Origin of the sequence: Thermosporothrix hazakensis, assembly GCF_003253565.1 — a bacterium.
Classification (GTDB): Bacteria; Chloroflexota; Ktedonobacteria; order Ktedonobacterales; family Ktedonobacteraceae; genus Thermosporothrix; species Thermosporothrix hazakensis.
This window is the reverse complement of the sequence record NZ_QKUF01000010.1, coordinates 126,109-148,351: the sequence shown is the minus strand read 5'-3', so window position 1 is coordinate 148,351 and position 22,243 is coordinate 126,109. Positions and strand designations below refer to the sequence as shown.

General features: G+C 51.3%; 23 protein-coding genes and 1 pseudogene. 11 read left to right on the top strand and 13 right to left on the bottom strand.

Features of this window, described 5'->3' with window-relative positions; all coding sequences use genetic code 11:
* Positions 1-264 precede the first annotated feature (264 nt).
* Together EI42_RS15790 and EI42_RS15785 are read left to right on the top strand one after the other, a co-directional pair.
* Positions 265-864, top strand: coding sequence for a TetR/AcrR family transcriptional regulator (locus EI42_RS15790; RefSeq protein WP_170142668.1), 600 nt, complete (start codon positions 265-267; stop codon positions 862-864).
* Between the two features lie 29 nt (positions 865-893).
* Positions 894-1,469 (top strand): hypothetical protein, encoded by a 576-nt coding sequence (locus EI42_RS15785; protein WP_111323586.1) that lies wholly within the window; start codon positions 894-896, stop codon positions 1,467-1,469.
* 187 nt (positions 1,470-1,656) lie between these two features.
* Here EI42_RS15785 and EI42_RS15780 read toward each other — a convergent pair whose 3' ends face one another.
* The 3 genes from EI42_RS15780 to EI42_RS15770 form a co-directional block, all read right to left on the bottom strand.
* Entirely contained in the window at positions 1,657-2,196 is a 540-nt protein-coding gene (locus tag EI42_RS15780) for an HD domain-containing protein (protein WP_170142667.1), read from the bottom strand.
* Between the two features lie 467 nt (positions 2,197-2,663).
* Positions 2,664-3,029 (bottom strand): alpha/beta fold hydrolase, encoded by a 366-nt coding sequence (locus EI42_RS15775; RefSeq protein ID WP_211326199.1) that lies wholly within the window; start codon positions 3,027-3,029, stop codon positions 2,664-2,666.
* A gap of 36 nt (positions 3,030-3,065) precedes the next feature.
* Positions 3,066-3,662 carry a TetR/AcrR family transcriptional regulator gene (locus tag EI42_RS15770; RefSeq protein WP_111323583.1) on the bottom strand — a complete coding sequence of 199 codons (597 nt, stop codon included), beginning with the start codon at positions 3,660-3,662 and terminating at the stop codon, positions 3,066-3,068.
* A gap of 227 nt (positions 3,663-3,889) precedes the next feature.
* Between EI42_RS15770 and EI42_RS15765 the strand changes: the two genes are divergently transcribed.
* The 3 genes from EI42_RS15765 to EI42_RS33315 all read left to right on the top strand — a co-directional run bounded on the left by EI42_RS15765 (position 3,890) and on the right by EI42_RS33315 (position 6,128).
* Positions 3,890-4,837, top strand: coding sequence for an NADP-dependent oxidoreductase (locus EI42_RS15765; protein WP_111323582.1), 948 nt, complete (start codon positions 3,890-3,892; stop codon positions 4,835-4,837).
* A gap of 227 nt (positions 4,838-5,064) precedes the next feature.
* The gene (locus EI42_RS15760) at positions 5,065-5,826 is read left to right on the top strand and encodes an NAD-dependent epimerase/dehydratase family protein (RefSeq protein WP_211326198.1); all 762 of its coding nucleotides are present in this window, start codon (positions 5,065-5,067) and stop codon (positions 5,824-5,826) included.
* Between the two features lie 11 nt (positions 5,827-5,837).
* Entirely contained in the window at positions 5,838-6,128 is a 291-nt protein-coding gene (locus EI42_RS33315; protein WP_211326197.1) for a hypothetical protein, read from the top strand.
* Here EI42_RS33315 and EI42_RS15755 read toward each other — a convergent pair.
* Complete coding sequence (locus tag EI42_RS15755; RefSeq protein ID WP_111323580.1) at positions 6,091-7,452, bottom strand: hypothetical protein; 1,362 nt, start codon at positions 7,450-7,452, stop codon at positions 6,091-6,093. The genes EI42_RS33315 and EI42_RS15755 overlap by 38 nt on opposite strands.
* A gap of 172 nt (positions 7,453-7,624) precedes the next feature.
* Between EI42_RS15755 and EI42_RS15750 the strand changes: the two genes are divergently transcribed.
* The 4 genes from EI42_RS15750 to EI42_RS15740 all read left to right on the top strand — a co-directional run bounded on the left by EI42_RS15750 (position 7,625) and on the right by EI42_RS15740 (position 9,801).
* The gene (locus EI42_RS15750; RefSeq protein ID WP_111323579.1) at positions 7,625-7,849 is read left to right on the top strand and encodes a hypothetical protein; all 225 of its coding nucleotides are present in this window, start codon (positions 7,625-7,627) and stop codon (positions 7,847-7,849) included.
* Positions 7,846-8,283, top strand: a complete 438-nt coding sequence (locus tag EI42_RS15745) for a hypothetical protein (protein WP_111323578.1) — start codon at positions 7,846-7,848, stop codon at positions 8,281-8,283. The genes EI42_RS15750 and EI42_RS15745 overlap by 4 nt, the downstream gene beginning before the upstream one ends.
* 318 nt (positions 8,284-8,601) lie before the next feature.
* Complete coding sequence (locus EI42_RS31950) at positions 8,602-8,976, top strand: hypothetical protein (RefSeq protein WP_137685996.1); 375 nt, start codon at positions 8,602-8,604, stop codon at positions 8,974-8,976.
* Positions 8,977-9,042: 66 nt separating this feature from the next.
* Complete coding sequence (locus tag EI42_RS15740; protein WP_170142666.1) at positions 9,043-9,801, top strand: protein-L-isoaspartate O-methyltransferase family protein; 759 nt, start codon at positions 9,043-9,045, stop codon at positions 9,799-9,801.
* A 191-nt stretch (positions 9,802-9,992) separates the two neighbouring features.
* Here the strand turns inward: EI42_RS15740 and EI42_RS15735 are convergent, their stop codons facing one another.
* From EI42_RS15735 to EI42_RS15700, 7 genes are all read right to left on the bottom strand, one after another.
* On the bottom strand, positions 9,993-10,373 hold the full coding sequence (locus EI42_RS15735; protein ID WP_111323576.1) for a VOC family protein: 381 nt from the start codon (positions 10,371-10,373) through the stop codon (positions 9,993-9,995).
* A 201-nt stretch (positions 10,374-10,574) separates the two neighbouring features.
* Entirely contained in the window at positions 10,575-11,264 is a 690-nt protein-coding gene (locus EI42_RS15730; RefSeq protein ID WP_170142665.1) for a helix-turn-helix domain-containing protein, read from the bottom strand.
* A gap of 371 nt (positions 11,265-11,635) precedes the next feature.
* Positions 11,636-12,040, bottom strand: coding sequence for a hypothetical protein (locus tag EI42_RS15725; RefSeq protein ID WP_111323574.1), 405 nt, complete (start codon positions 12,038-12,040; stop codon positions 11,636-11,638).
* Positions 12,041-12,120: 80 nt separating this feature from the next.
* Positions 12,121-13,077, bottom strand: a complete 957-nt coding sequence (locus EI42_RS15720) for an AraC family transcriptional regulator (protein WP_111323573.1) — start codon at positions 13,075-13,077, stop codon at positions 12,121-12,123.
* 576 nt (positions 13,078-13,653) lie between these two features.
* Positions 13,654-14,745, bottom strand: a complete 1,092-nt coding sequence (locus EI42_RS15710) for an endonuclease/exonuclease/phosphatase family protein (RefSeq protein WP_170142664.1) — start codon at positions 14,743-14,745, stop codon at positions 13,654-13,656.
* A gap of 358 nt (positions 14,746-15,103) precedes the next feature.
* On the bottom strand, positions 15,104-16,600 hold the full coding sequence (locus EI42_RS15705; RefSeq protein ID WP_111323570.1) for an outer membrane protein assembly factor BamB family protein: 1,497 nt from the start codon (positions 16,598-16,600) through the stop codon (positions 15,104-15,106).
* The gene (locus EI42_RS15700; protein WP_170142663.1) at positions 16,600-17,139 is read right to left on the bottom strand and encodes an RNA polymerase sigma factor; all 540 of its coding nucleotides are present in this window, start codon (positions 17,137-17,139) and stop codon (positions 16,600-16,602) included. The genes EI42_RS15705 and EI42_RS15700 overlap by 1 nt, the downstream gene beginning before the upstream one ends.
* Positions 17,140-17,804: 665 nt before the next feature.
* Between EI42_RS15700 and EI42_RS15695 the strand changes: the two genes are divergently transcribed.
* Positions 17,805-20,702 carry a PAS domain S-box protein gene (locus EI42_RS15695; protein ID WP_170142662.1) on the top strand — a complete coding sequence of 966 codons (2,898 nt, stop codon included), beginning with the start codon at positions 17,805-17,807 and terminating at the stop codon, positions 20,700-20,702.
* Positions 20,703-20,965: 263 nt separating this feature from the next.
* On the top strand, positions 20,966-21,124 hold the full coding sequence (locus EI42_RS32570; RefSeq protein WP_170142661.1) for a hypothetical protein: 159 nt from the start codon (positions 20,966-20,968) through the stop codon (positions 21,122-21,124).
* A gap of 15 nt (positions 21,125-21,139) precedes the next feature.
* On the opposite strand, the gene EI42_RS15690 is transcribed toward EI42_RS32570, so the two are convergent.
* Positions 21,140-21,523 carry a hypothetical protein gene (locus tag EI42_RS15690; protein WP_211326196.1) on the bottom strand — a complete coding sequence of 128 codons (384 nt, stop codon included), beginning with the start codon at positions 21,521-21,523 and terminating at the stop codon, positions 21,140-21,142.
* 504 nt (positions 21,524-22,027) lie between these two features.
* A pseudogene (locus EI42_RS34695) lies at positions 22,028-22,184 on the bottom strand (recombinase family protein); the annotation flags it as partial.
* Between the last annotated feature and the right edge of the window lie 59 nt (positions 22,185-22,243).

The window sequence follows — 22,243 nt, the reverse complement described above, 5'->3', positions numbered from 1 at the left end:
CTGCTGTCTCTTTTTCTTCGTTCTGTGCATCGCTCTCCGTGTGGATATTTCGCTTCCGCAGAACAGGGAGGACCGTTTTCATGTGGCCCTGCTGGTGCAAGATGACACGTGTTGGGCAAGGGTCTCAGGATTGCGCCCTCTGGCTCATTCTTCAGGCTTGGCTTCACGAATACGATATTGCTTGACATTTCTCCGTTCTGCTGATTATAATGAATCGACTACTCAGTCTAGACTGATCGGTCAGTTAAAAAGGAGGAAATGGCAGTGCCACGATCCACGACATCCGAAGAGCGCAGACAGCAGATATTGCAAACGGCAGCAACGCTCTTTGCACAGAAAGGCATTCATGAAACCAGCATGGATGATATTGTTCAGGCTACCGGACTGAGCAAAGGATCACTCTACTGGTACTTCCACAATCGAGAAGATCTTCTACTTACATTGCTTCAACTTTTCCTGGATCAGGAGCTTCAACTTCTGCAAAGTGTGCAGGAGCAGGAGGGTCCGGCATCTGAGCGCCTGTATTCCATGCTAGAGCGCTATATTCAGCAGTTGGCTCAGGCCGCGCATCTGCTTCCAGTGACGCTTGATTTCTATGCAATGGCGACGCGACAGGAGAAGATCCGTCACTTTTTCCAGTCATACTATCAGCGTTTTCGGTTGCTGGTGAAAGAGATCCTGCAACAGGGGCTTGTGCGTGAGGAGTTTTTGCCTTTCGATCCTGACGAGATCTCCATTGCACTGATTGCGCTCCTCGAAGGAACGACGCTCCTCGGGATTATCGAACCGGAGCATATTCAGCTTGAAAAGCATGCACTTCCGGCTTGCCGTTTCCTGCTAGAGAGTCTGAAAAAGCCATCCTGAGGCACCATATCAAGAAAGGAAGAAAGAGAATGACATTTCTCAATATAAAAGTGTGGTGGAAGCATATCATAGGTCCGGATGCGCGCCCCGAAGAAACCTGGCTTACATTGCTCTGGAGCGCCCTCTTTTCGGTAATCATACTCAGTATTGCGTTGCTGTCCCATGCTCCCTGGAATCTGTTTCAATACCTCTTTGTGGCTCTCGTTGCCTTTGATATTGGCGGGGGAATTTGTGCCACGAGTACGAATGCTGCTAAACGTTGGTGGCATCGGCCTGGACAGGGCTTTCGTCAGCATCTTACCTTTCTTGCCTTGCATATTCATCCGTTCTTGCTTGCCTTGTTCCTGCCGGGTTTTTCCTGGGTGCTGGCTGGCTTGACCTATGGCTATGTGCTTTTGGCTTCTATCGTGCTTCTCAAAACCCGGGCGTACTTGCAGCGTCCGGTCGCCTTTGTGCTCTATACAGTTTGTTTGCTTGCGACACTGGCGTATGCCAATGTGCCTCTTGCATTGGGCTGGTTTATTCCGTGCTTTGCGCTGAAGCTTCTGGTTGCTCATCTGGTCCCGGAGAGACCTATAGCCGATCGGGCCGAAGAGGCGAGGTGAGCGGAGAGGCCACTGTCTTTCGATGGTCCAGATGGTGCACCTGGCGCTTCATTCGGGAAATAGGAGCAATAGAGGTAAAGAATGGATCATCTTGCTTTTCTGGTTGCGTCCGGGATGCTGTTCAATTGGGGAAGAGAGCTGTGTGCATCAAGTGCTCTGAAAGATGCTCTATAGCTTCCCTGAATAATCAAGGCGCGTACGTTCCCTGCCAGAGAAGGCGATGGTGCGCATCTTGCGCCAGCTCCTCAGCGATCTCGTCGAACTGCATATAAACCGACCAGACCTCTTGCTGACACTGACTTGCAATCCGCTTGACAAGCGCCTCTTCCAGCTCTATATTGCGTTTGCCTTTCCATATCGTGTCGGCGAAGGCAACCAGAAGGTCCTCGAGCGGGGATTCCTGAGCCCATTGGTTATGGGTGCGGGCAAAGCGAGCATAGGACTCTCGCAGACCGCTTTCGCGAAGCAGTTGCGGCCCGATCTCCTCATGTCGGGAGCCGGGGCCGGTCAGTTCTTCGCGAACAATGGCTTTGCCTATATCGTGGGTCGCGGCCCCGATCAAAACTGCTTGCCTGTCGTAGGTGAGGTGGGGCCAGTGATGCTGAAGCCGCGCTGTGAGCCTGACCGCCACATCGTGGACGATCGTCAGATGAGCAACCAAACGTGGTGGGGCTGCGTGTTTCGCGAGGATAGCTTGAATCGATTCTGGCAAATGCTGTATCTGCAAGCTGGTTCTCCTGTGGTTGCTGAGAGAAAGTGCCTCTCTTTGTAGAAACTGCGTCGAAGCTGCGAGCAAGCAGCAATTTGGGGACGGGAACGTGTTGTCATCAGCTACATGTATGATAGCATATCATCGAGCATCTCAGAAGGTGGTGGCAGCCGAGAGAAGCGCCTTGCAGAGCTTGTGTTCCTCGTTATCCCTTGTGTCAGGCAAGCACAATGGTTTCCGAGGGAGACGGGTAAGCGATGGAGTCGGTGGGAGAGGAGCAGGCAGGTTTGAGAGGGAGGTGCCGCAGTTCTCGCTTTAGCACGCTTAAGCAGCCTTTGCAGCAGCCCCATTCCTCTCCTGCCTGAAGACGGGAGCTTCCTGGGCTGCTCCCGTGAAGAGGTGGCACTACCTCTGGCAGTTCCTGCCTATCGGGTATATGGTGAAGGCACTCTGAATGACGGTGCCTTCACGCTCATCTGTCGGGGTTATCGAGTTCCCGCTTGAATGTGATCCTCGTTTTTGAGGAATTGCACGAGTGCCGGTATAAGCAGCTCATCGGATGGCCCGTGATCCTGACCGGGGAGGCGGCGATGCTGCCCCTGGGGGAGGAGGTTTGCGAGCTCTTCTGCCGAATGCTGCATATACCAGGGGCTTGCGCCTCCATCCATTACGAGCGTTGGGACGGAAACCGAGGCCCACTTTTTCATTGACTCTGGATTGCCTCGCATGGTATCGCCCATAATGGCGGCGTTGTAGCGAAGCGTGGGCGCGACCTTCTCAAATGTTTCCCACATCGGAGCATTGCGCATGGCTGTCACATGCTCGGCAGGCATTCCTACTGCTCGGGTCATGAAGTATTCGAGGGCATCACCGCGACGTCCTGGTGCTTATCGGGATGGAACGATGACGAGCGGGGAGAGGGCTGCTATCACGCTTGGCAGGACCTGACGAACCATCTCTTGTGCCGAGATCGTCTGCTCACCACGGCTCCATTGGGCTGCAGTGCCCAAGATCGCCCAACTGATAACCTGTGCCGTTGTCTCCCTTTCCTTCTTTCGTGCGCCTGGCGCTGAAGCAGTAAGCCATCGCAGAAGCAGTTCGTAGATTTCCTGTTGTATCCCCTGCTCGAAAAGTGGTTCGAATTGTTGGTCAGACCGCCTGATATGCTGTCGTACAAGGGCAAGGAATTCAAACACCGAGAGCAGAAGGGTCGCAAGGGCGTCTGCGTGCAGGGAAGAGGATGCAGGGAGTTTCTGTGCCAGGATTCGTTGAAACTTTCCTCGTAACCAGTCTTCTACAAGAGCATATTTATCCTCGAAATGTGCATAGAATGTAGATCGATTTACACGTGCTCGCTCGGTGATGTCCTGTACAGAAATTCCGTGTAGATTCTGCTTTTCGCGTACCAGATCCATAAAGGCCTGAAGCAGGAGTTGACGAGTCCGTTGCACCCGCGGGTCGTTTTCATTGACTATTCTGGACATTTTGCTCCTTACAATGTAGATGCTTGCTCTTCCAGAAACCGACACTTTGCATTCCCTGTTGTTTACCCAACAGTGAGGTCACTTTGCAGGTTGTCCTGGGCTCTGGCATCCCTTACACTAAACGAAGTGGAGTATTATACCACGCTGTTGATTATATAACACTGTTGTGTCGATTGGAGGCTTGAGATCTTGTGTGTCAAGAGCTTCCGAGAGAAGGAGAGTACAAGATGTCAACGATACAAGCGGTCCGCGTTCATGGCTACGGTGGACCTGAGCAGCTCAGGCTGGAAAGCGTGCCCCGCCCAGAGCCACAGGAAGGTGAGGTGCTGCTGCGAGTGTACGCGATTGGAGTCAACCCGATTGATTGGAAGATACGTGCCGGTCTTTTTCAGGATTTCTTTCCGAAACAGTTTCCTTATATCCCGGGCTACGATGTCGCTGGCATTATTGAGGGCGTGGGTCCCGGAGTGACAACATGGAGTGTTGGACAGGAGGTCTTTGGGCAGGGAACGAAAGGTACTTATGCTGAATACATTGTCACTGCTGCCTCGGCGCTTGCGCCCAAGCCTACAACTATCAGCTTTGCTGAGGCGGCCGCTATTCCGGTTGGAGCTATGACCGCCTGGAAAGCCCTGTTTCAGAATGGAGAGCTTCAAGCCGGTCAGCGAGTATTGGTGCTTGGTGCTGCTGGTGGTGTCGGTGCCTTTGCCGTTCAACTGGCAAAATGGGGAGGAGCGCAGGTCATTGGTACTGCTTCGACGGCGAATCTTGCGTTTGTACGTTCGCTTGGTGCTGAGCAAGTAATTGACTATACAACTACCCCAATTACTCCAACTGCGCTGGAAGAGCTGGCTGTTCAAGCGGTTGATCTGGTCATAGATGGGGTTGGTGGAGAAGTGGGGCGCAGCGCTTTGGCTGTCGTTCGACGGGGAGGGAAGCTGATTTCACTCGTTGAACCACCAGCACCGGAACTGGCGCAGAGGTATGGTGTAGAAACGATGATGGTGCAATCCCCTCCCCCCGAGGACTGTTTGAAGACGATCGCGCGGTTAGTCGACGAGGGGCAGCTTCGCGTAACAACGGGGCGCATCTTTCCTTTTCGTGAGGTACGGGAGGCTCACATGCTCTCGCAAACCGGTCACGGACGCGGCAGGATTGTACTCCAACTTGATTGAGCGCAAGTAGGAGTTTCCTTCGATGGTTCTTGCTCAGTGTGCCTGTCAGATTTCATGACAGGCGCTTCAGGGCGCGTTGACGGGCACGATAACCATTGATTGATCTTGCGTTCCCTGGTGCGCTTTTGCCCGGACTTTTGTGAGGAGGGTTCAGCTTCGCCCTGGCTGATCTTCTCCTCGTGTCTCTTCCCTCCCGCAGCGTTCGTGTAGAAAAGAAAAAGGAGTGTATGATGACGAGGACTGTGTTGATCACCGGGGCGAATGGTTTGATTGGTTCTCAGGTGCGCAAGGCGCTGGCCCACCGCTACGAGTTACGTTTGCTTGCGAGGAGACCAATCGAGGGCGTTGAGGCGACGGTAGCGGATATCGCACAATTTGAGGCGATTCGTCCCGCTTTTGAGGGCGTTGATTCGGTGATCCATCTTGCGGCGAGCGCGGCTGTTCAGAGCCCCTGGGACGCTGTGCTTCATAATAACATCATCGGCACGTATAATGTGTTTGAAGCAGCTCGGCAGGCGGGTGTAAAGCAGGTCATTTTCGCCAGCTCCAATCATGCAGTTGGCACCTATGAGATGCTCTATCAATCCGACCCCGATCAACCCACGTCCCGGATAATAGATCATCTGGTGCCTGTTGCGCCGGATAGCCTCTATGGTGTTAGCAAGGTGTTCGGTGAGGCATTGGGGCGCTATTATGCTGATCATCATGGGCTGCGGGTGATTTGCTTACGTATTGGCTGGATCAATGCTCAGGATGCTCCGGAAGGAAAGCCGTTTGCTGCCGATACGACTATGTGGCAAAGTATGCGCGATTTTGTGCATATGGTTGAGCGGTGTCTTGAGGCGGAGACGATTCGTTTTGATATCTTCTATGGTGTTTCGGATAATCCGCATCGGCTCTTTGATCTTGAGCATGCACGCCAGGTGCTCGGGTATCAGCCCCGGGACAATGCGATAGAGCGTTTACGGGAGCGCGGCAGGTTAGAATAAGACGAACAGGAATGAGTGAAGCAGAGGGAAACCGGTTCCCGACGAATCTCGTTTCTTTGCGTCTCCTTGCGGGTGCAATGCACGAGCTGCGCAAGATCTGGTGGTGCGATGTAGCTTACCACTTTGCCAGCGCTTTACTCTGTACAACGGATCTGACACCCAGGAAGCGGGTCGCTGATGCTGATCAGCAGTCTTCTAAAGGAAACGAAGTAACAGTGCCAGCTTTATGCGACCCACATCCCAGATACGCTACAGATCTTTGCTTTATTCTGGCTTATACCATTCCTGGAGCATGTCATTAAGCTCCTTTACATCGATAGACGTGCCATATGAGCTCAATGCCAGTCTACTCTGAATATCCTTGATAGATGCCATATTGCGGGGTGAATGAATCTGGTGGAAAGTTACCAATGCGTTCTTCGCTCTCGCAGTAGCCTCTGGATAGTCTCCAAGATTCATATATGTCTCGGACATTAAGAGGTCAAACCAGGCCTGATAGCGTGTCTCGTCTCCTGAATAGGTCTTTCCTTGTCGTAGCTGCCGTACCTGATTGAGTTCTGCCAGTGCCTGCCCGGGAAGACCTGCTGCGTTGAGTGTTTCGGACCTTCCCAGATGATAACCACCGGCATGTAAACCCGTTAATGTGCCAGTAATTAAAGCCCTGATGTAGAAGTCTTCTACGGGATCAGCGTCAATAGCATCAGCCGCATCATCTACCATTGTTAGCGCCTGAGCAACTTTGGCATCACGCGGCCCTAATTTTAGCATTGCCAGCGCACGGCTCAATTGGAGTCTGGTAAATCCTGCAAGTTGAGGATGGATAGATGTTTCTTGTTCGAGTTGAAGCACACCTTGAAAATCCTTCGCGGCGCTTTTCATCTTACCGGTATCCAGTTGAAACATTCCATTGAAGACCGTTCCTCGGCGGGCCCATTCTGCCTTGATGCAGCCCCTTGTGTAGAGCGCTGTCGCGATCAAGTCATTATCTTGCGTCTGTCTCGCGACACGCACCGCTTCATTTGCAGAGCGATATGCAGCCGGGTAATTGCGCTGATCCTTCATAATTCTGGTTGCCAGCAAGAAGTTGCTCAATAGAAGCTCCTGGATCTGGTAGAGCAGGTCACCCCTCACCTGAGCTTCGATGTCTTTGAGCGTCCAAATATCCCGCTCAACATCCTGCATCAGATTCTTTGCACTACTCGTTCGGTGAATATGTAGTGCATCTCGAATACTTTTTTGATGTTTGGCGAGATCGATTGTGACTTTTTGTAAGGTTCCCATTGGTTTCTTCTTTCTCGATTGGATCGTTACGGCTTCGAGTGTGGCAAGCCCTAATAGAACAGGAGGGATATGTAATAAACGGGCAATAATACGCCTTCGTTCCATATCTAAAGGAATAAGATTCTGTTTCTCCATATTGAGAATCCAGGTAGCTGTAACCTGGCCTCGCTTATTCTGCTTTCCAGCCTTCTCCAATTCCTTACTATAGAGTAGTGCAAATGTTTCCGCGCTCAAATTACTCTTTTCTCTGAAATACCGCATTACCTGTCCAGCATTGGGCCAACCATCCTCTTGTTCATCAAATGGTCCGAATCGGCCTCCTTCGCCCCAATACAAACTATTCATATCCTCCTCCGCTCAAGTCCTGACTTGAATAATGATATTTTACCATTTACATTTTTCTACTCTATTATATTCTTTTAATAGCTTTTCAAACAAAGAAAACTGCTGCTGAGGACCATATAGCCTATCGTCATGATCTTATACTCTGAAGTACGCTACATTGGAGGCTAGAAAAATGGACTACACAATCAACGCAGGAAACCGGACGCTGTACAGTGGATCTGATCCTCAGGAAGCGCGTCGCGTGTTTTTGGAGGCGGCAAATGATCCTGCCTATTTTGAGTGCAGAATCCAGCTCCTGAAAGGCAACCAGCTTCTCGGGGAGTTCCTCGAACGGATCGGATATCGGCAACAAGATAAGGAGATGCTGAGATCCATCGAGAAGGGGGGAGAGAGATGAAGAAGACGAGCAGAAGCGCTTTGAGCAACGACGCGATTTTTGCGCTGGTGGATCAGCACGGCTTTGGCTTTGAGCCGACGTGTCACGGGCCGTGCCAGTACTGGTTCTTACGGGGGCATCTGGACATCTACAAGTGCCAGAAGTGTGGTGCGGAGGTCGTGAGCGACGATTTTCGGAGAATCCCGGATCAGCATCCTCGGCGCATTCCAGAATATCGTCTGGATCAGCTTCTCCAAGCGGTCAAGCAACTGAAGCCAGAGCAACAGAAACGGGTTGTCGTCGGGCTCCTTGCCGATGTCTCGTCGGCTGACTGGTCTCTCACAGCGGTGCTTGCCCATCTGCTTGTCACACTGAGTGCTCGTCAGGTTGCCATCGCGATACTCTGGGCGCTTGGCGTTCTCGACGAGCAGGAGCAAGAACAATCACCTGAGTGAAGCGCTGTTTCGCCGGGATTGCTGGTCCATAGTGTAGCATACGCGGAAAGGCTGTTTCCTCGATCCGGGCACGATCATGTGATCGTCAAGTGTTCTCAAGAGACACCCATACAGGACAGGGAGGGTCCAGAGCATGCTTCAAAGGATGAGAATGAAAGTCGCTGACTGGTTGCAGGCATTGTATGAGGCAAACCGGGTTCCTGAGACGTGGGGCAGCCCGTCCGTTTCGCATGAGACGTTTGAGTAGCTCCGTGAACAGGGCTTTTTCGCGGCTGGTCGGTATCTCTTCGGGCGGCTTCGTGAGGTTGGCCGTCCTGATTGGTCACCAGCTCGCAAATTCGTCGCGCTTATCGTTGGTATCGGCCTGGTCGTGTGCGTGAACGCGTTTCTGCATACCTTCACGAAAGAGCGAAGGCCAGAAGTGACGGCGGCTGGTCGTCGCCGGTTTTCGCCTCAGGTGCCAGCAGGGGCTATGCTGCTCTATGCGACGGTGCGGGCTTGTTGGTGGCGCAGAATGGCGAGGAGATCTCTGGTGGCGGTGGCGGAGGTGGCGGTAGCAGTGACGATGACCCCATATCATCGATGTACGATGGAATAGAATACCGGCCCTATAGGAGTCCTGGCCGGGATGATGGTGAAGTAGGTGCAGGTGACCGAGACTATGATACTTTTGACCCTTATGAAAATTATTAACGGGTATACTAGAGAGAGGAGAAGCGAGCATTCTTCTCTCTCGTTATGGCTGAAGGAGGCAACCGCATGACGGATTTCCAACCTACCAATCACTCAAGGCCGTTTGTGGACATTGTAAAAGAGCGTGCTCAGCGATTTCATCCTTATCCACAGAAGCTTGTTGAGCAGTTTGAACAATTGGACAGAGCATTTTTTGTCCCGGAATATCTTCATGAGCAGTTTCTGGATCGTGTCCATACCAATGAAGGGTGTGCTGGCCTGCTGAGCCAGCCGGGTGTGATTTTCATGATGGTTGCTTTACTCTTTCTCAATGAGCATGTAACCGTCTTTGAGGGTGGCACCGGGACAGGGTATCAAACCGCCATCATGGCCCGCTTATGCAAGCACGTTTACTCAGTAGAGCGTGATCCCAAACGCGTCGAGTTTGCGAAGGATCGTTTGGCGAAACTCGGCATTGAGAATGTGACCATTATGCAGGGCGATGCCGCTGAAGGCCTGCCACAGTATGCCCCCTTTGATAGAATGATCTTTGGTTGTGCTTTTTCCCAGGATCATATTGAGCAAGATCTTCTCGATCAGATGGGGGAGAAGGCCCGTCTCATCGCTCCTACTGGCACCTATCGAGATGCAAGTGTTTGGGGTGATCTCCTCATGGTTACAAAGCAGCAGGGAAGAACCAAGCAGGAAATTGAAGATGTTTTTAAGGGGACGCTTCACTTTGTGCCACTGGTTTCGCCGCGCCCTGTCGGCTGGACCTGGCAGAAGGATCGCTATGTGCCCTCCAGCCAGGTGCGCAAATGGTGGCAGTTCTGGCGCGTGTCGTAGAGCAACAAAAAATCGACCGGTAGCCGCTCAGCGCTACCGGCTTGGTGATGTCTGTTAGAAGATGTTTGTCCTGTCGTACATCTCCCATGCTGTTGCGGTATTCAGTAGTACGGCTCTTGTACTCTTCCGGACAAAGCCGAACGCCTGAAAACCTGCAAGCGTTGCGAAAGGCAACCGGCTGAAAATCGCAATCATCGATGATCTGGCAGTTCCTGCAATGCCCAACTGTTGCCATCAGGATCACTGAAGTAGGCGTACTTTATGCCTCCCAGATCGTCAATCTCACTCACTGTAACACCCCTGCTCACAAGCGTTTCCCGGGCCTCATGGATATCTGCTACAACCAGATGTAGCCCCTTGACCGTTCCTGGTTGCATTTCAGAGATCTCGCCCATCCCGGTCCCAATGACGATTGAACAGGCCGATCCGGGTGGCGTAAGTTGAACCACTCTCATTCCGTTTCCGGGCTGGACATCATGGTCCGCATGAAATCCAACCTGTTCAACATAAAAGCGTTTGGCACGGTCAACATCAGAGACGGGAACCGGCACCAGTTCAAGTTTCATATCCATCGGTCTTCTGGCTCCTTTGTGCTATTTCATGGAACATACTAGAAAGGTGAACCACACAGTCTGAATATGTCAATTCCTGGCTCTATAACAAAACCGTTCCGCAGCATTGAGATGCTCTTTTTTAGCGGAATGCGCCTTTGACCGCTCGGGTTTTGTGAGAGCACCTCTATACTACTGCAAGCACAGGGGAGTCGTCTTGTATCAAATGGCAAGGGTTTCAGGCCGACTCATGTGGATGATTTGAGCGGGCGTATAGCCGGTAAAATGCTTCAGCGATCTGGTCAGGTGCGGCTGATCGAAATAGCCAGCCTCATCAACAGTGTCGAGGATCGAAACTCCTCGCTGTAAAAGGGCTTGTGCATATTGGGCGCGTTGCATTTGCAGAATAGAGCTCTGCGTCAAGCCTGTCGCGTGCTTGAAGCGATGGCGTACCGTGCGAGATGGCACGTCTTTGAGGTGACCTTGCAGCGCCGCCTCCACAACAGGATCACTTGTCAGGATACCGGCACGCGCAAGCCTGTCTACAAACGTGTCTGCATTTTCATAATCGGGGAATTGCCACGCGGAACCGCTGAGCCAGAAGGACTGCTTTGCCGCGCCGGGTAGGATCGTCTCTCGATCCAGCAAGTGTCTGGTAGGCAGGTGAGGCAGAAAGGTACCGGGCTTGAACTTGATCCAGAGAAGTTCTACGCCTTCGGTGTAAGAGATCATGCCAGCACTCGTCCAGGGGCCGACAAGCAAGAGATCGGTCTTGTTATTCAGTCTCCGTAAGACCATATGCCAACAGAATTCGGCTGGACGGAGAGGAGAACCGGCGCTCGCCGTTCGACCGCGTATAATCGTTTCTACATAAGGTGAGTCCGACGCTCTTGCCTCGGTGATAATACTCATGCTGCCGCTCCTTCTATACCTGAAATTCATACGCGAACCCCCGGCGGTTGTCTTCTCAGCAGGGTTCAACTGTCTTCAGTCTGAAAGCATTCATGCGTGACTGTTGTCTCAGCATAGCATGAACAATGGGAAAAGGCTTCTCCTATTTTGCTTTTCTCCACCTGCAAGCAGTCATTCCGGAGAAGATGAACGGCTGTCTCCTTTTCGTTCAATGGGCGCTCACCGGATCCGTTAAACAGGGTACAACGGAGGCGTTTTGAGGAAGGCGGTGCTACGCGGGTGAGCCCGAGTAACACCGTCCTGTTGAAGGGTGTGCATTTCCCGAGCGGGATGTTAAGAAGAATCGGAACCAGTGTAGCCTGATCCAAGGGTCAGGCTTCCTGCTCAATCGTTGTCATGTTGACTTGCTTGATGTTTGCCTGACAACCATTGAAGAGATAGACAGAGACATTATCCTCAAACTCTTCCGTAAAGTGCTGCCGGGCAGCGGGCTCAAGTGTCCCGATGATCGATTGAAGCAACTGTTGTTCAGAATAGGGCTGCACGTACTTCTCGCGCAGTATCTGTCCGGCGTTCTTAAGCGAATGTATGGCGTAGATGGAGAGCAAACGTTCCAGTTGCGCCGGGTGCTCAAGCAGCCGCTGGATTAACGCCTGATGGAAGCGCACCTGCTCCTGATAATCGCCCGGCACTTTTTCAGGTTCTGCCTGGATGTCTGCCTCAACGTCAATGCAGATACGGAAAGTTCGGCGAATAGCAGGTGTATCGTTACCCATAGATGTTCCTTTCTGGAAAATGAGATGCTAGCCAATATCTATGGGGATATGGTACAGCGCAGATGAGCAAGCAATCTTGTCTAATTTTGCGAATTATAATAAAAACATGCTCTGTTCCTTGTATTCAAGCGGTAGGTTCGCGGTGTCAGGCCAAGATAGCGCTGAAACACCCGGGTGAGATGGCTCTGATTTGCAAAGCCACTCTCTAGCGCTATATGAGCAAGAGGAAGATCAGTCCTTTGAAGCAACTGTTGCGCTTTTTTGACGCGTTGATCCAGCACAAATTGGTGTGGAGTCTTCCCGGTTGTCTGGCGGAAGAGGCGGGAAAAATGGGAAGGGCTGAAACCTGTCTGTTCTGCCAGAGCTTCGAGGGAAAGATCCTGATGAAGGCATTCGTTGATGAGGTTTGTAACACGCCTTAATTGCTGAGCAGTGAGCTTGTGTGTCGAAGTGTCTTTGATTTTGATGGAGGTGCTGGCGTAATGCCGTAGGAGGTGCACAGCAAGCAACTGCGCGGCTGCCTGTGCATAGAGCTTCCCAGAGGGTGACTGCTGTTCAAGCTCACGCCACAAAGTCAGACCGATTTGGGCGAGAAGTGGGTCCTGTATGCCAATACCTCCTACAAGTTGGATGTGAGCGGGATCGGCTTCCATCTCCTCGGCAATAATCTGTGTCAGAAGCGCTTTGCTGAGATGAAGATGTAAGGTTTGCATGGGTTCGGGGGAAAGCGCTTTCCAGCGAGTAGCATTGAAGGTTTCCTCGTTCGTCATCAAGATACACTCTTCTGAGTGCAAGCGATTGCCGATCCACGAACCATTGGCGAGATGTTGTTCTATATACATGGCGCCGCCTACAAGCATGACCAGCGGGATATACGGCTCAAGTGAGAGTTTAAATAAGGACTGGTTCTCAAACTCCTCTGGCTCGTCGTACGCATACGCGGCCAGACCTTCCCATCCGAGGTCCTGACTGGAACGAAGAAGGCGCGGAGCGACGAGTTTTTCTTTTGAAGCCTGCTGCGAAGAAAAATTTGTCATTGAGAACAACTCGCTTTCTGCTGAAAAGATGGCCGAGGGAAGGGTGAAATGCTTTGCTTCCCTCCCTATTATAGCTGCTCTTCCCGGCTATATGGAAGTCAATGGGATGGCGGAAATGGTACGGGGCGGTTTCTGGGACTTGAAGCTGAAGGAGGATCTATGACTTGAAAAAAAGTGGGAGCAACTCGCTGCGTGAGGTGAGGGAGAGCACAGGGGAAAGAGTTGCTCCCCACCCGCGCGACTCTGTCCGCCATAGAGGGAAAATATGGTTTTTTGCCAGCTCTGGAGAAAATACAACTTTTGAGGACGCGACACAAGTTCGTCCTGTTATGGGAACTGGCAGAAAGAGCCTTTGACCGCTACGTCTCCCTATATGATCTATGTCTGTCAGAAGCGGAGCTAGCGCCTGGTGCTTTCCTCGTGCTCCTCGGTTCAGGGGCGATACAGAGAGCCGTGAGCGGAGCGCTTTCTTTCTAAAGGGATGGAGGCGCGCAGATCTTGCTCTTGAGGGATGCTTCTGAGGGGTGAGGCCTGTCCCAGGGGCAGGACAGGCCTCTCAGCAGGGGGGAGGTGGCGTTAAGAGAGGGAAAATTCTCCTGTGACGATACAGTGATCACTGCCATGCTTACTGCAATCCGTTGTCTGCGAGAGCGGCGTGATGGATGTGCTGATAAACATATAGTCAATACGGATGATTGCCCAGAGCGGGTTGAGCTCGATACGCCCCCAGGTGTGCCCGGGCCCATTTCCGGCCAGCAGGTGCGTGTCGCGAAGCTGCTGTGAAAGCTCTTTATACGCGACTTCACGGTCAGTAACGTTCAGATCTCCCATAAGAAGCACGTTTTCGCCTTTTTGGAGTACGGACGTGACGAACTGGCTGATTGCGTGGATCTGCTTGTCACGCAGCTCAGGACAAAAAAGGCAATTGTACGTTGTATTGACAGCCGAGAGGGTGTGCGCATTGATGACAAGCAAGGTTTTGTCGTGCCCGAGGTCGAGCTTTGCCCAGAAGACGCGCGGAATGTCCCAGGTGTGCCCGTCTTCGTCTTCGAGCACGCCGGTTTGAAGGACCGGGTATTTGCTAAGGAAGACTTCCGCGGTCGGGAAATCGGGACCCTCATGATAGAAGTGATAAGGGTAGCTCTTTATCAGGTCCTCTGCGTTGAAAATCTCCTCGTTGTTGACCTCTTGCAGGGTGACGATGTCTGGATGCTTCTCCTTGAGGGCACGATAGAGCGCTTGAGAGTCGTCATTATCCATATAGGCATTCCAGGTCATCGCAGTGAAGTGAGAGGCGTCGGCTGGCGCACTCTGAGGGAACGCGATGGCTGGCGGAAAGTTGAGGCCGAAGAGGAGCGCCCCTATGACCAGTACGATGCGTAGTAAGCCGCGATAGCGCAGAAAACAGAAAGGGAGGAAAATCAATAACGGGACAAACAGGTAAGGAGAGAAGATTGCACCCAGAGCAAGAATGCCATCACGTTGCGGAAGAAGGAGCCTTTGCAGTGAATGAATGATGAGAAAAACCACATAGAGTGACGCAATGGTCACAAGCAAGAGGCTCTTCTGCTTATTCAGAAAGATCTGGAGAATGGAATGATGCCCTCCTTGATAAGGCTGAATGAGTGGTTGTGTATGGATGTTTGAAGGATTTTGTGTATAGTGCATTGACGTGAGCCAGTTCCTTCCTGCTTTGAAGAACGCTATACATATATACATACGTTCGACTGTACGAGGACTCGACAGGATGTATACATTGGATTTTTCATAGAAACAGAACGAATACTTTCAGGTATAGCATGATTTTTGGGTTGTATATGCATCGGGCCAGCATTTAGAAGAGAGGCGTACAGGGCGAATTGCCACGCCGTCACCAGCACCAGCACAAGGCATAAGAGAAAGAGTGAAGCCACGAAGAAACGCCTTTCCATACGTTTTGATTTCCTGCACAGAACGAAGAATGACCCGGGCTGGAGCCCGGCGCAGAGAGGCAGTACCTCTCTGCAACCGGAGTCTAATGGCCCGATTATTTGCTATAGAGCTGCATTAAGACCTGGTCGTTCGGATCCTTTACTTGTTCAGATGAGGGAATGGTAAAGGTGCCAAGCGTTTTACCATCTTTCACCTGTAACATCAGCACTCGATTCTGAGAAAGCCCGATGTAGACGACATTTTCATCAGCAACCGGCTGTGGAGGTAGGCTGTCCTGTTCGTAGAAGGATGATTTCCACTCATAAGCGCCGTTCTGGGTGTTGTACGCAGTGACACTGTATCCCTCTCTGGTATGGTAGTTAAGGGTATACAGGTGCTTGCCTGCTACATACAGGTATGGCGCCGGGCTCGACAATGGCTGCTCCCAGAGTTTTCGCCCATCCTGCACCGAGTAGGCATACAGCGCACTGGTGTTCCGGGCCGAAGCGCTGAAGTAGAGCACTCCATCCTGATACTGCAAAGCGCTTTCATTTGTCACACCCGCCAACTGGTATACAGTCATTTTCCTGGTAGCCAGATCATAGCTGAAAAGCTGATCCGTATTCTCAGGCGCGGTGCCTATCATATACAGCTTATTCTGCGCGAAGATGGCTCCTTCATGGAAAGCCGCAGAGTATGTAGCTTGTCCGACTTCCTTCCCCTTCTCGTTCAGGGTAACGATAACCGATTTATCGCTTGTTGTCAGAATAAGATAGATCTGGTTCGCGGTAGCTGCTGCCAGGTAAGAACTACTCTGATTTTCGATGGTCTTTGATTGCGGCAAGGGCTCTGCATGCGTCCAGAGACTGTCACCATTCTGTGCCTGATATGCTTTGATATACAATGTGGTGCCAAGAGAGAAAGAAACATAAACAGCGTTATCTGTAATAACAGGCTTTGAATTTTGTGTCAGGTATGAGATTGCTTTATCATCGATAGGCGCTTTCCAGCGAACAGAGCCGCTTTTTGCGTCGAGAGCAAACAACCTCAACTGTTGATCCTCTGTCGCGTAGGTATAATATGTATCCCCGTGGAGTGTACCAAGCGAAAGAACCGCGTTGGAACCTCCAAAGCTCCAGAGCGGCTTATGCGTTTTCGCATCGAGCGCATAGAGCTTGCCTTTTGTATAGGCGAATTGGGTCGAGAGCGTTGTAGTCGTTGTTGTTGTGTTCTTCTGCGCGAGCGCCTGCAAGAGGATGATACCACTTCCGGCCAGCACGGTAATGCAGAGGACGGCTGCGAGTAACGCGACGCTACGAAGAACAGGACGTTTCTGATGCTTTTTCTGCTTGAACATGACAAGCTTTGAAGCAGCCTTTTCTGTTTTGGCCTGTGTCGCGGTGTGTGTATGTGGTTCTAACCGCTTCCAGACACGCTGAAGTGCTGCATAGTCAGGCTGAGGAGTATAGTGACGCTCAAGGGCCTGAACGGCACGTCGGGCGGCTTGCTGTGAAGCATCGGGCAGAAAAGCATCATCTGAGGAAGCAAGCAGCGCCTCTATATCCTCATCTATATATTGCTCTCGAAAATCTTTCTCTTGCTTCTCTGCCATTATATATCTCCTTTCCGGGATTCAAACATGCTTCGCAGAGCGCGAAGCGATCGGGAAAGCATTGCGCGTATGGCTCCCTCGCGTTTTTTCAGGATGCGGGCAATCTCGGTGCAGCGCAAGCCACTGGTAAAGCGCAGATAGAGTACTTCCTGCTGCGCCTTTGGTAGCTGTTTCAGGTACTCCTGCAAGATTGCTTCCTCCTCATTCTGAAGGAACGAGTATTCGGGCTCATACCGCTCGCTGTCGCGTATGCTCTCAAGATCATCTAAAGGGACAAAATCCCGGTTTTGGGTACGTCGATAATAATTGATGAGTTTATTGTGTGCGACTGTCCAGAGCCAGGAACGGCGCTTCTCCTCGTCCATCGCTGCGAACTGTTGCTCGTGTTTGATGGCCATATAAAACACGTCATAGAGGAGGTCTTCAGCATCCTCCTGGGAAGACGTATGACGTTTCAGGTAGGCAAGCAACCGTGTAGCATGTTTCTGGTAGCTGGCAGAGATAAGAGACCCCTCGGTTTTGTCTAATGTATCCTGCATATTGGCCTCATTCTGAATATATGGTCTCGGCGACCTCATGTAGTATAACAATCGGGTCTGGAAAGTGTTACATTCTCTCTCCTGTGTGTTGCAAAATGGTCTGCCGGTACCTGGGCTCACCATATCACCTGTCTCGCCGCTGTCAGTTCGGTACCAGTCTGGCGAGCTTGCTCGCTGATTATGGGGGGTGCGATGATCTGTGTCGATGGTGGTATGCTTTGTTCGGTTCTCTCATTCGCCACGCTGCCGCAGAGCCTGGTGCGGAGAGAGGCATAAAGGGAACTGGCAGTTATTTTCGGGGACCAAAATTTCGTAGGATGGTAAAAAAGTTTCATAGCATGTGATAGAGGAGGACGAGAACGGCTGAATCTCTGCCTGTCGTTTCTCCTCCGATCACGTTCGGGTCTGTTGTTCCTCGTAAGGGAAATGGAGAAACGCGGCTTCATCCAGGCCATATCAGGAAGCCCGGAATATTGAAAGGAACGTGTATCTGAAGTTTGCAGTACACACGTATGAGCAATAGAACCAATATCATTATGGTGTGTGAGGTTTTGTTTGTCTGTCAAAATACGTGGATGATATAATAGAAGAAAGGTTCAATAGGAAGGCCAGGAACAAAACATATGCCCTCCACTCCAAATAATTACCAGGAAGGAGTTTCCCCATTGCACAATCAACGCTTTCCGGCTTATGGTGAGGGTGAAAGGGAGATCACTGCATTACTCGATAAAGAAGGAGTAATAACCTCTATCAGTCTTTCTACTATTCCACTTCTGGGCAAGTCCCCCGCCGAAATAGCAGGTAGTTCTCTGTTAGCTCTCATTCATCCTGATGACCGTGCTATTTTGCAGCGTGTGTTGATATCCATCCAGCAGGCTCAGGGAAAACGCCTGAACCTTGCCTGTCGCCTCCTGGATCGGCATAGAGTTCCACATCAGTTCGAGGGAAACATCACCAGTTTGCTGCTTCCCACCGGTTCAGAGGCTTTTGTGGTGGTATTGCGAGTGAGTAGCGGCCAGGCTCAGGACCCGGTCTGGCATAAGGCACTTGTTCCTGAACTCCCTGTATCTCTCTGTGAAATGGATACTGTTTTGCAGGACTCGGTAAGTGGCTTTCTGGGAGCTGGTCTTCATAAGGGCGATTCCTGTATTGTTCTGGCAACAAAGCCGCATAGGGAGGGTCTGGAAGCACGATTACGGTCAATGGGGCTGGATGTAACCGCCCCTGATTTGCAGGACCGCTATATTGCGCGTGATGCTATCGACATCCTGGCGAAATGCATGGTTGATGGCTCGCTGGATTCACAGCGCTTTCGAGAAGAGGTTGCGGGTCTGATCTGGCAAGCCGCAGACGATCAGTACTCTGTTCGTATCTTTGATGAAACTGCTGATCTGTTGCGCATAGAAGGGAAGCGAGCAGCCGCCACGCACGTTGAAGAGATCTGGAAGGATCTGCATCATGTCACGCCTCCCTTTTTGCTGGTGGGTTCCTGTACACTGCAAGGGCAGGCTCAGGGAGATGAGAGCGGGCTGTTTATGAAAACAGGCCAGCCGCAAGCACGAGTTTTGCATGATACTGGCTCACGTGTGCAGCCTTCAGAGAGGGTCTCTGATGCGGGAGCGTCTATCCTCGGAGTCAGAAGCGCACAGCAGGAGAGCGGACGCCCGCTGCCAACCTCTGAAGAGCTGTTTGCCCGGCTCGTTGAAGCTGCCAGGGGCGAGGTACAGGAAGCGTTCAACGCGAATGAAGGATATTTCCGTATGGCGTTTACGCTGGCCCAGATGGGAATAGCGTTTGTAGACCTTGCGGGCCACATTTTACAGGTAAATCCTGCCTATTGCTCTATTACTGGCTATACAGCGCAAGAGATCTCTCACATGCAAGCTGCCGCGCTTGTCTATGAAGCTGATCGGCCCCGCTATGAGCGACAGATACAGGACCTCTGTGCTGACCGCTGCTCGAACTTCATCCTTGAGCAGCGTTACCTGACAAAGGATCGAGGTCTCGTCTGGGTTGAGGAGAGCGTTGTGCAGGTGCGAGATAAGCAGGATAAACCGCTTTATCTTGTCGCGCAGATCAAAGATATTACCGCCCGCAAACAGGCCGAAGAGGATCGCGAGCGGGTCTTTGCTCTCCTTGAGAAGTGTACAGACTTTATCGGGGTTGCGGATGCGAATCAGCAGGTCTTCTTTGTCAATCAGGCTGGTCGGGATCTTGTCGGCCTTTGCAGCGAGGAGGAGGCCAGCAGAACCAGCATGCTTGATTATTTCCCGCCGCACGAACAGAGGCGCGTGATGAAGGACATCTTCCCCGCTCTGTATAAGGACGGCTCATGGAGCGGTGAAGTAACCTTCCGCCACTTTCAGACCGGTGCTTCTATTCCTGTTTTGTGGAACGTCTTTTTCCTGAAAGAGAAAGAATCAGGAGTTATGCAGAATTTCGCCTGTATTGCCCGTGACATCTCTGAGACGAAGCGCATAGAGGAGGAGCGCTTCAGGCTTGCTGCAATTGTGGTATCGTCGGATGATGCGATTATCAGTAAAAGGCTTGATGGCACAATTACGAGTTGGAATAACGCCGCGGAGCGTCTGTTCGGGTATTCAGCGGATGAGGCTATTGGAAAGCATATCACGCTCATTATTCCTGATGAGCTGCTCCGAGAAGAGATAGAAATTATCAATAAGATAAAGCAGGGAAAGCGAATACAGCATTATGAAACGGTCCGTCAAAGAAAAGATGGAAGTCGTATCTACGTCTCGTTAAGTTTTTCCCCTGTCAAGGATAGGCAGGGAAATATTATCGGAGCAGCGAAGATTGCGCGTGATGTCTCGGAGCGAAGAGAGCTTGAACAGCGCAAAGATAACTTTATCTCTATGGCAAGTCATGAGCTCAAGACCCCGGTGACCAGCTTGAAAGGCTTTATCCAGATCTTGCAAAGACAGATGCGGCAGCAGGAGGATCCCAGAACGCTACTTTTTCTAAACAGAATGGATGTACAGGTCAAGAAGCTCACAGCACTGATTAATGATTTGCTTGATGTCTCGAAAATGCAGCAAGGGACGTTGAGCTTTCGTAAAGCCATACTCAATCTGAAAGAGCTGGTCTATGAGACGGTAGAGAACGTCCAGGCGGCTACCTCGAGCCATCGTCTTTGTGTCTATGAGGAAGTAGAAACTCCTGTTCAGGTGTACGGAGATTGGGACCGTCTGGGGCAAGTGCTTATCAACTTGCTGAATAATGCGATCAAGTATTCTCCTGATGCTGATGTAGTGCAGGTGCGTATTCGCACCCATGAAGAGCGGGTTGAAGTCGCTGTGCAGGATTTCGGGCCGGGTATTGAAGAGAAGTATCATGAGCGTATTTTTGAGCGCTTCTATCAGGTCACGGGGCCCAAAGAGAGTACGTACCCGGGTCTCGGCATTGGTCTCTATATCGTGCGTGCGATTTTAGAGCAGCATAACGGGCAAATATGGCTTGAGAGCCAGGTGGGGAAGGGAAGCACCTTCTATTTTAGCCTGCCGCTGGCGGAAGAGGCACCGGATAGGTCCACGGCTGACGCCTGATGAAGGCAGAATGCTATGTCCATACCCTGAAACGGACTACGGGCCCTGGTGATCTCCGATACTGATTCCGGCATCGTCGGATCCAGACTTCAGGAAGAGGCTTTCCTGCTGGTGCTCTACAATCTGGAGCCTCTCCCTTGCAAGCAGCAAGAGCCCGCTTCCTCTCAGGCTCAACAAGACTCTACAGGCTTTCTGTGCTCCCGGCTGATCAGCAATGTGAGTTGTTTTGTCCCTATAATCGGTTGCATCCAGGGGCAATAGAAATGCATGTACAGAATGCCGCAAAGCGAACGCAACAGGAAGCTGGCTTACCTGTGCAGTGCCCCCTCCAGGCAGCATATCGTCTCGATAGAGGAAGTGTGGTGTTGACGCAGATTCGAGAGCTCCTGGAAGAAAATATGCTGACCACAGATGGAAAATGAATGCTCCCTGTGTGTTCAGTCTCTGGTTGTATAGAGAAATGTAAGCCGTTCTATGTGCTGCATAAGCCAGGATCTTGCCTGCTCTTTGCTGGTAAAGATCTGCCCCGGACACCCCATCGACTTTCTGGCAATCATAGCTGCAATGGGCTTGTAGAGCGCCAGCATTTTTGATGAGGTGGTGACCATTGCCATGCCTGCACAATACTGAGCAATGCGCGGCTTATTTGCCAGACGCCACTGGTTACTCAATGCTCTGACCTCTTTTGAACTCTGTTGAGCCTCACCGTTCTGGGTTAAAAGGACCCCAAAAGGTTCCTGACGTGCAAGACAGCGCTCCCAGAAAGCAATATGCTCTTCCATATCAGCTAAGGTTGTCTCTCCATCATTATGTATAGACACAATAGGCCACTGTTCTTCATTGAAAGAATACATATTCTCCTCTTTCTTCAAGGTGAGATTCGCTAAATCCGACTCATTTACTAAGATATTAGCCTGCCCTAATATATTTTGTCAAGAGAGAAAGAAGGCACGATGAAGCTGGCTGCGAACAGGGAGAACCGTAGAGGCAAACTGTGATGTCAATTTATCAGTTCTATCTACTTGAGCTTGAGTCCTAACAGATTCTGGAAAGCGGGCAAAGATGGGGAGAGCCGCGGGCATGGGAGTGTATATACTTGTATGGTGTAGTCTTTCGCCTTCCCTTAAAAGAGGGGATTTTTCCCCTTGACAACGAGAATATTCATACGCATAATTTAAACATATGTTTCAAATAATTGAATAAAACGGTGTTTTGTTTTAAACGAAGACCTGAAAGGAAAACTGAACAGAATACATCAGACCATCGCTCATATCGATATTCCCACCGTATAGAGATGTCGGGCCAGGGCAACCCCTCAGCGGCTTTTCTCGACCAGCTGCCGACACGCCCTCTGGCCTTAGGACCGCTCTGGTTCTCTCTCGAATGAGATCGCGCGCAAATTCGGCCAACGCTCCCATCAGGTGGAAAATCAGTTTTGCCACCGGGTGTTGTGGTGTCAATGTTCTCTGTTGCTGATCTGAATTGGCCAGAAGCTATGTCTTGAGAAAAAAACGATTCTGGCGCGGAGAGTGGCTTTGGGA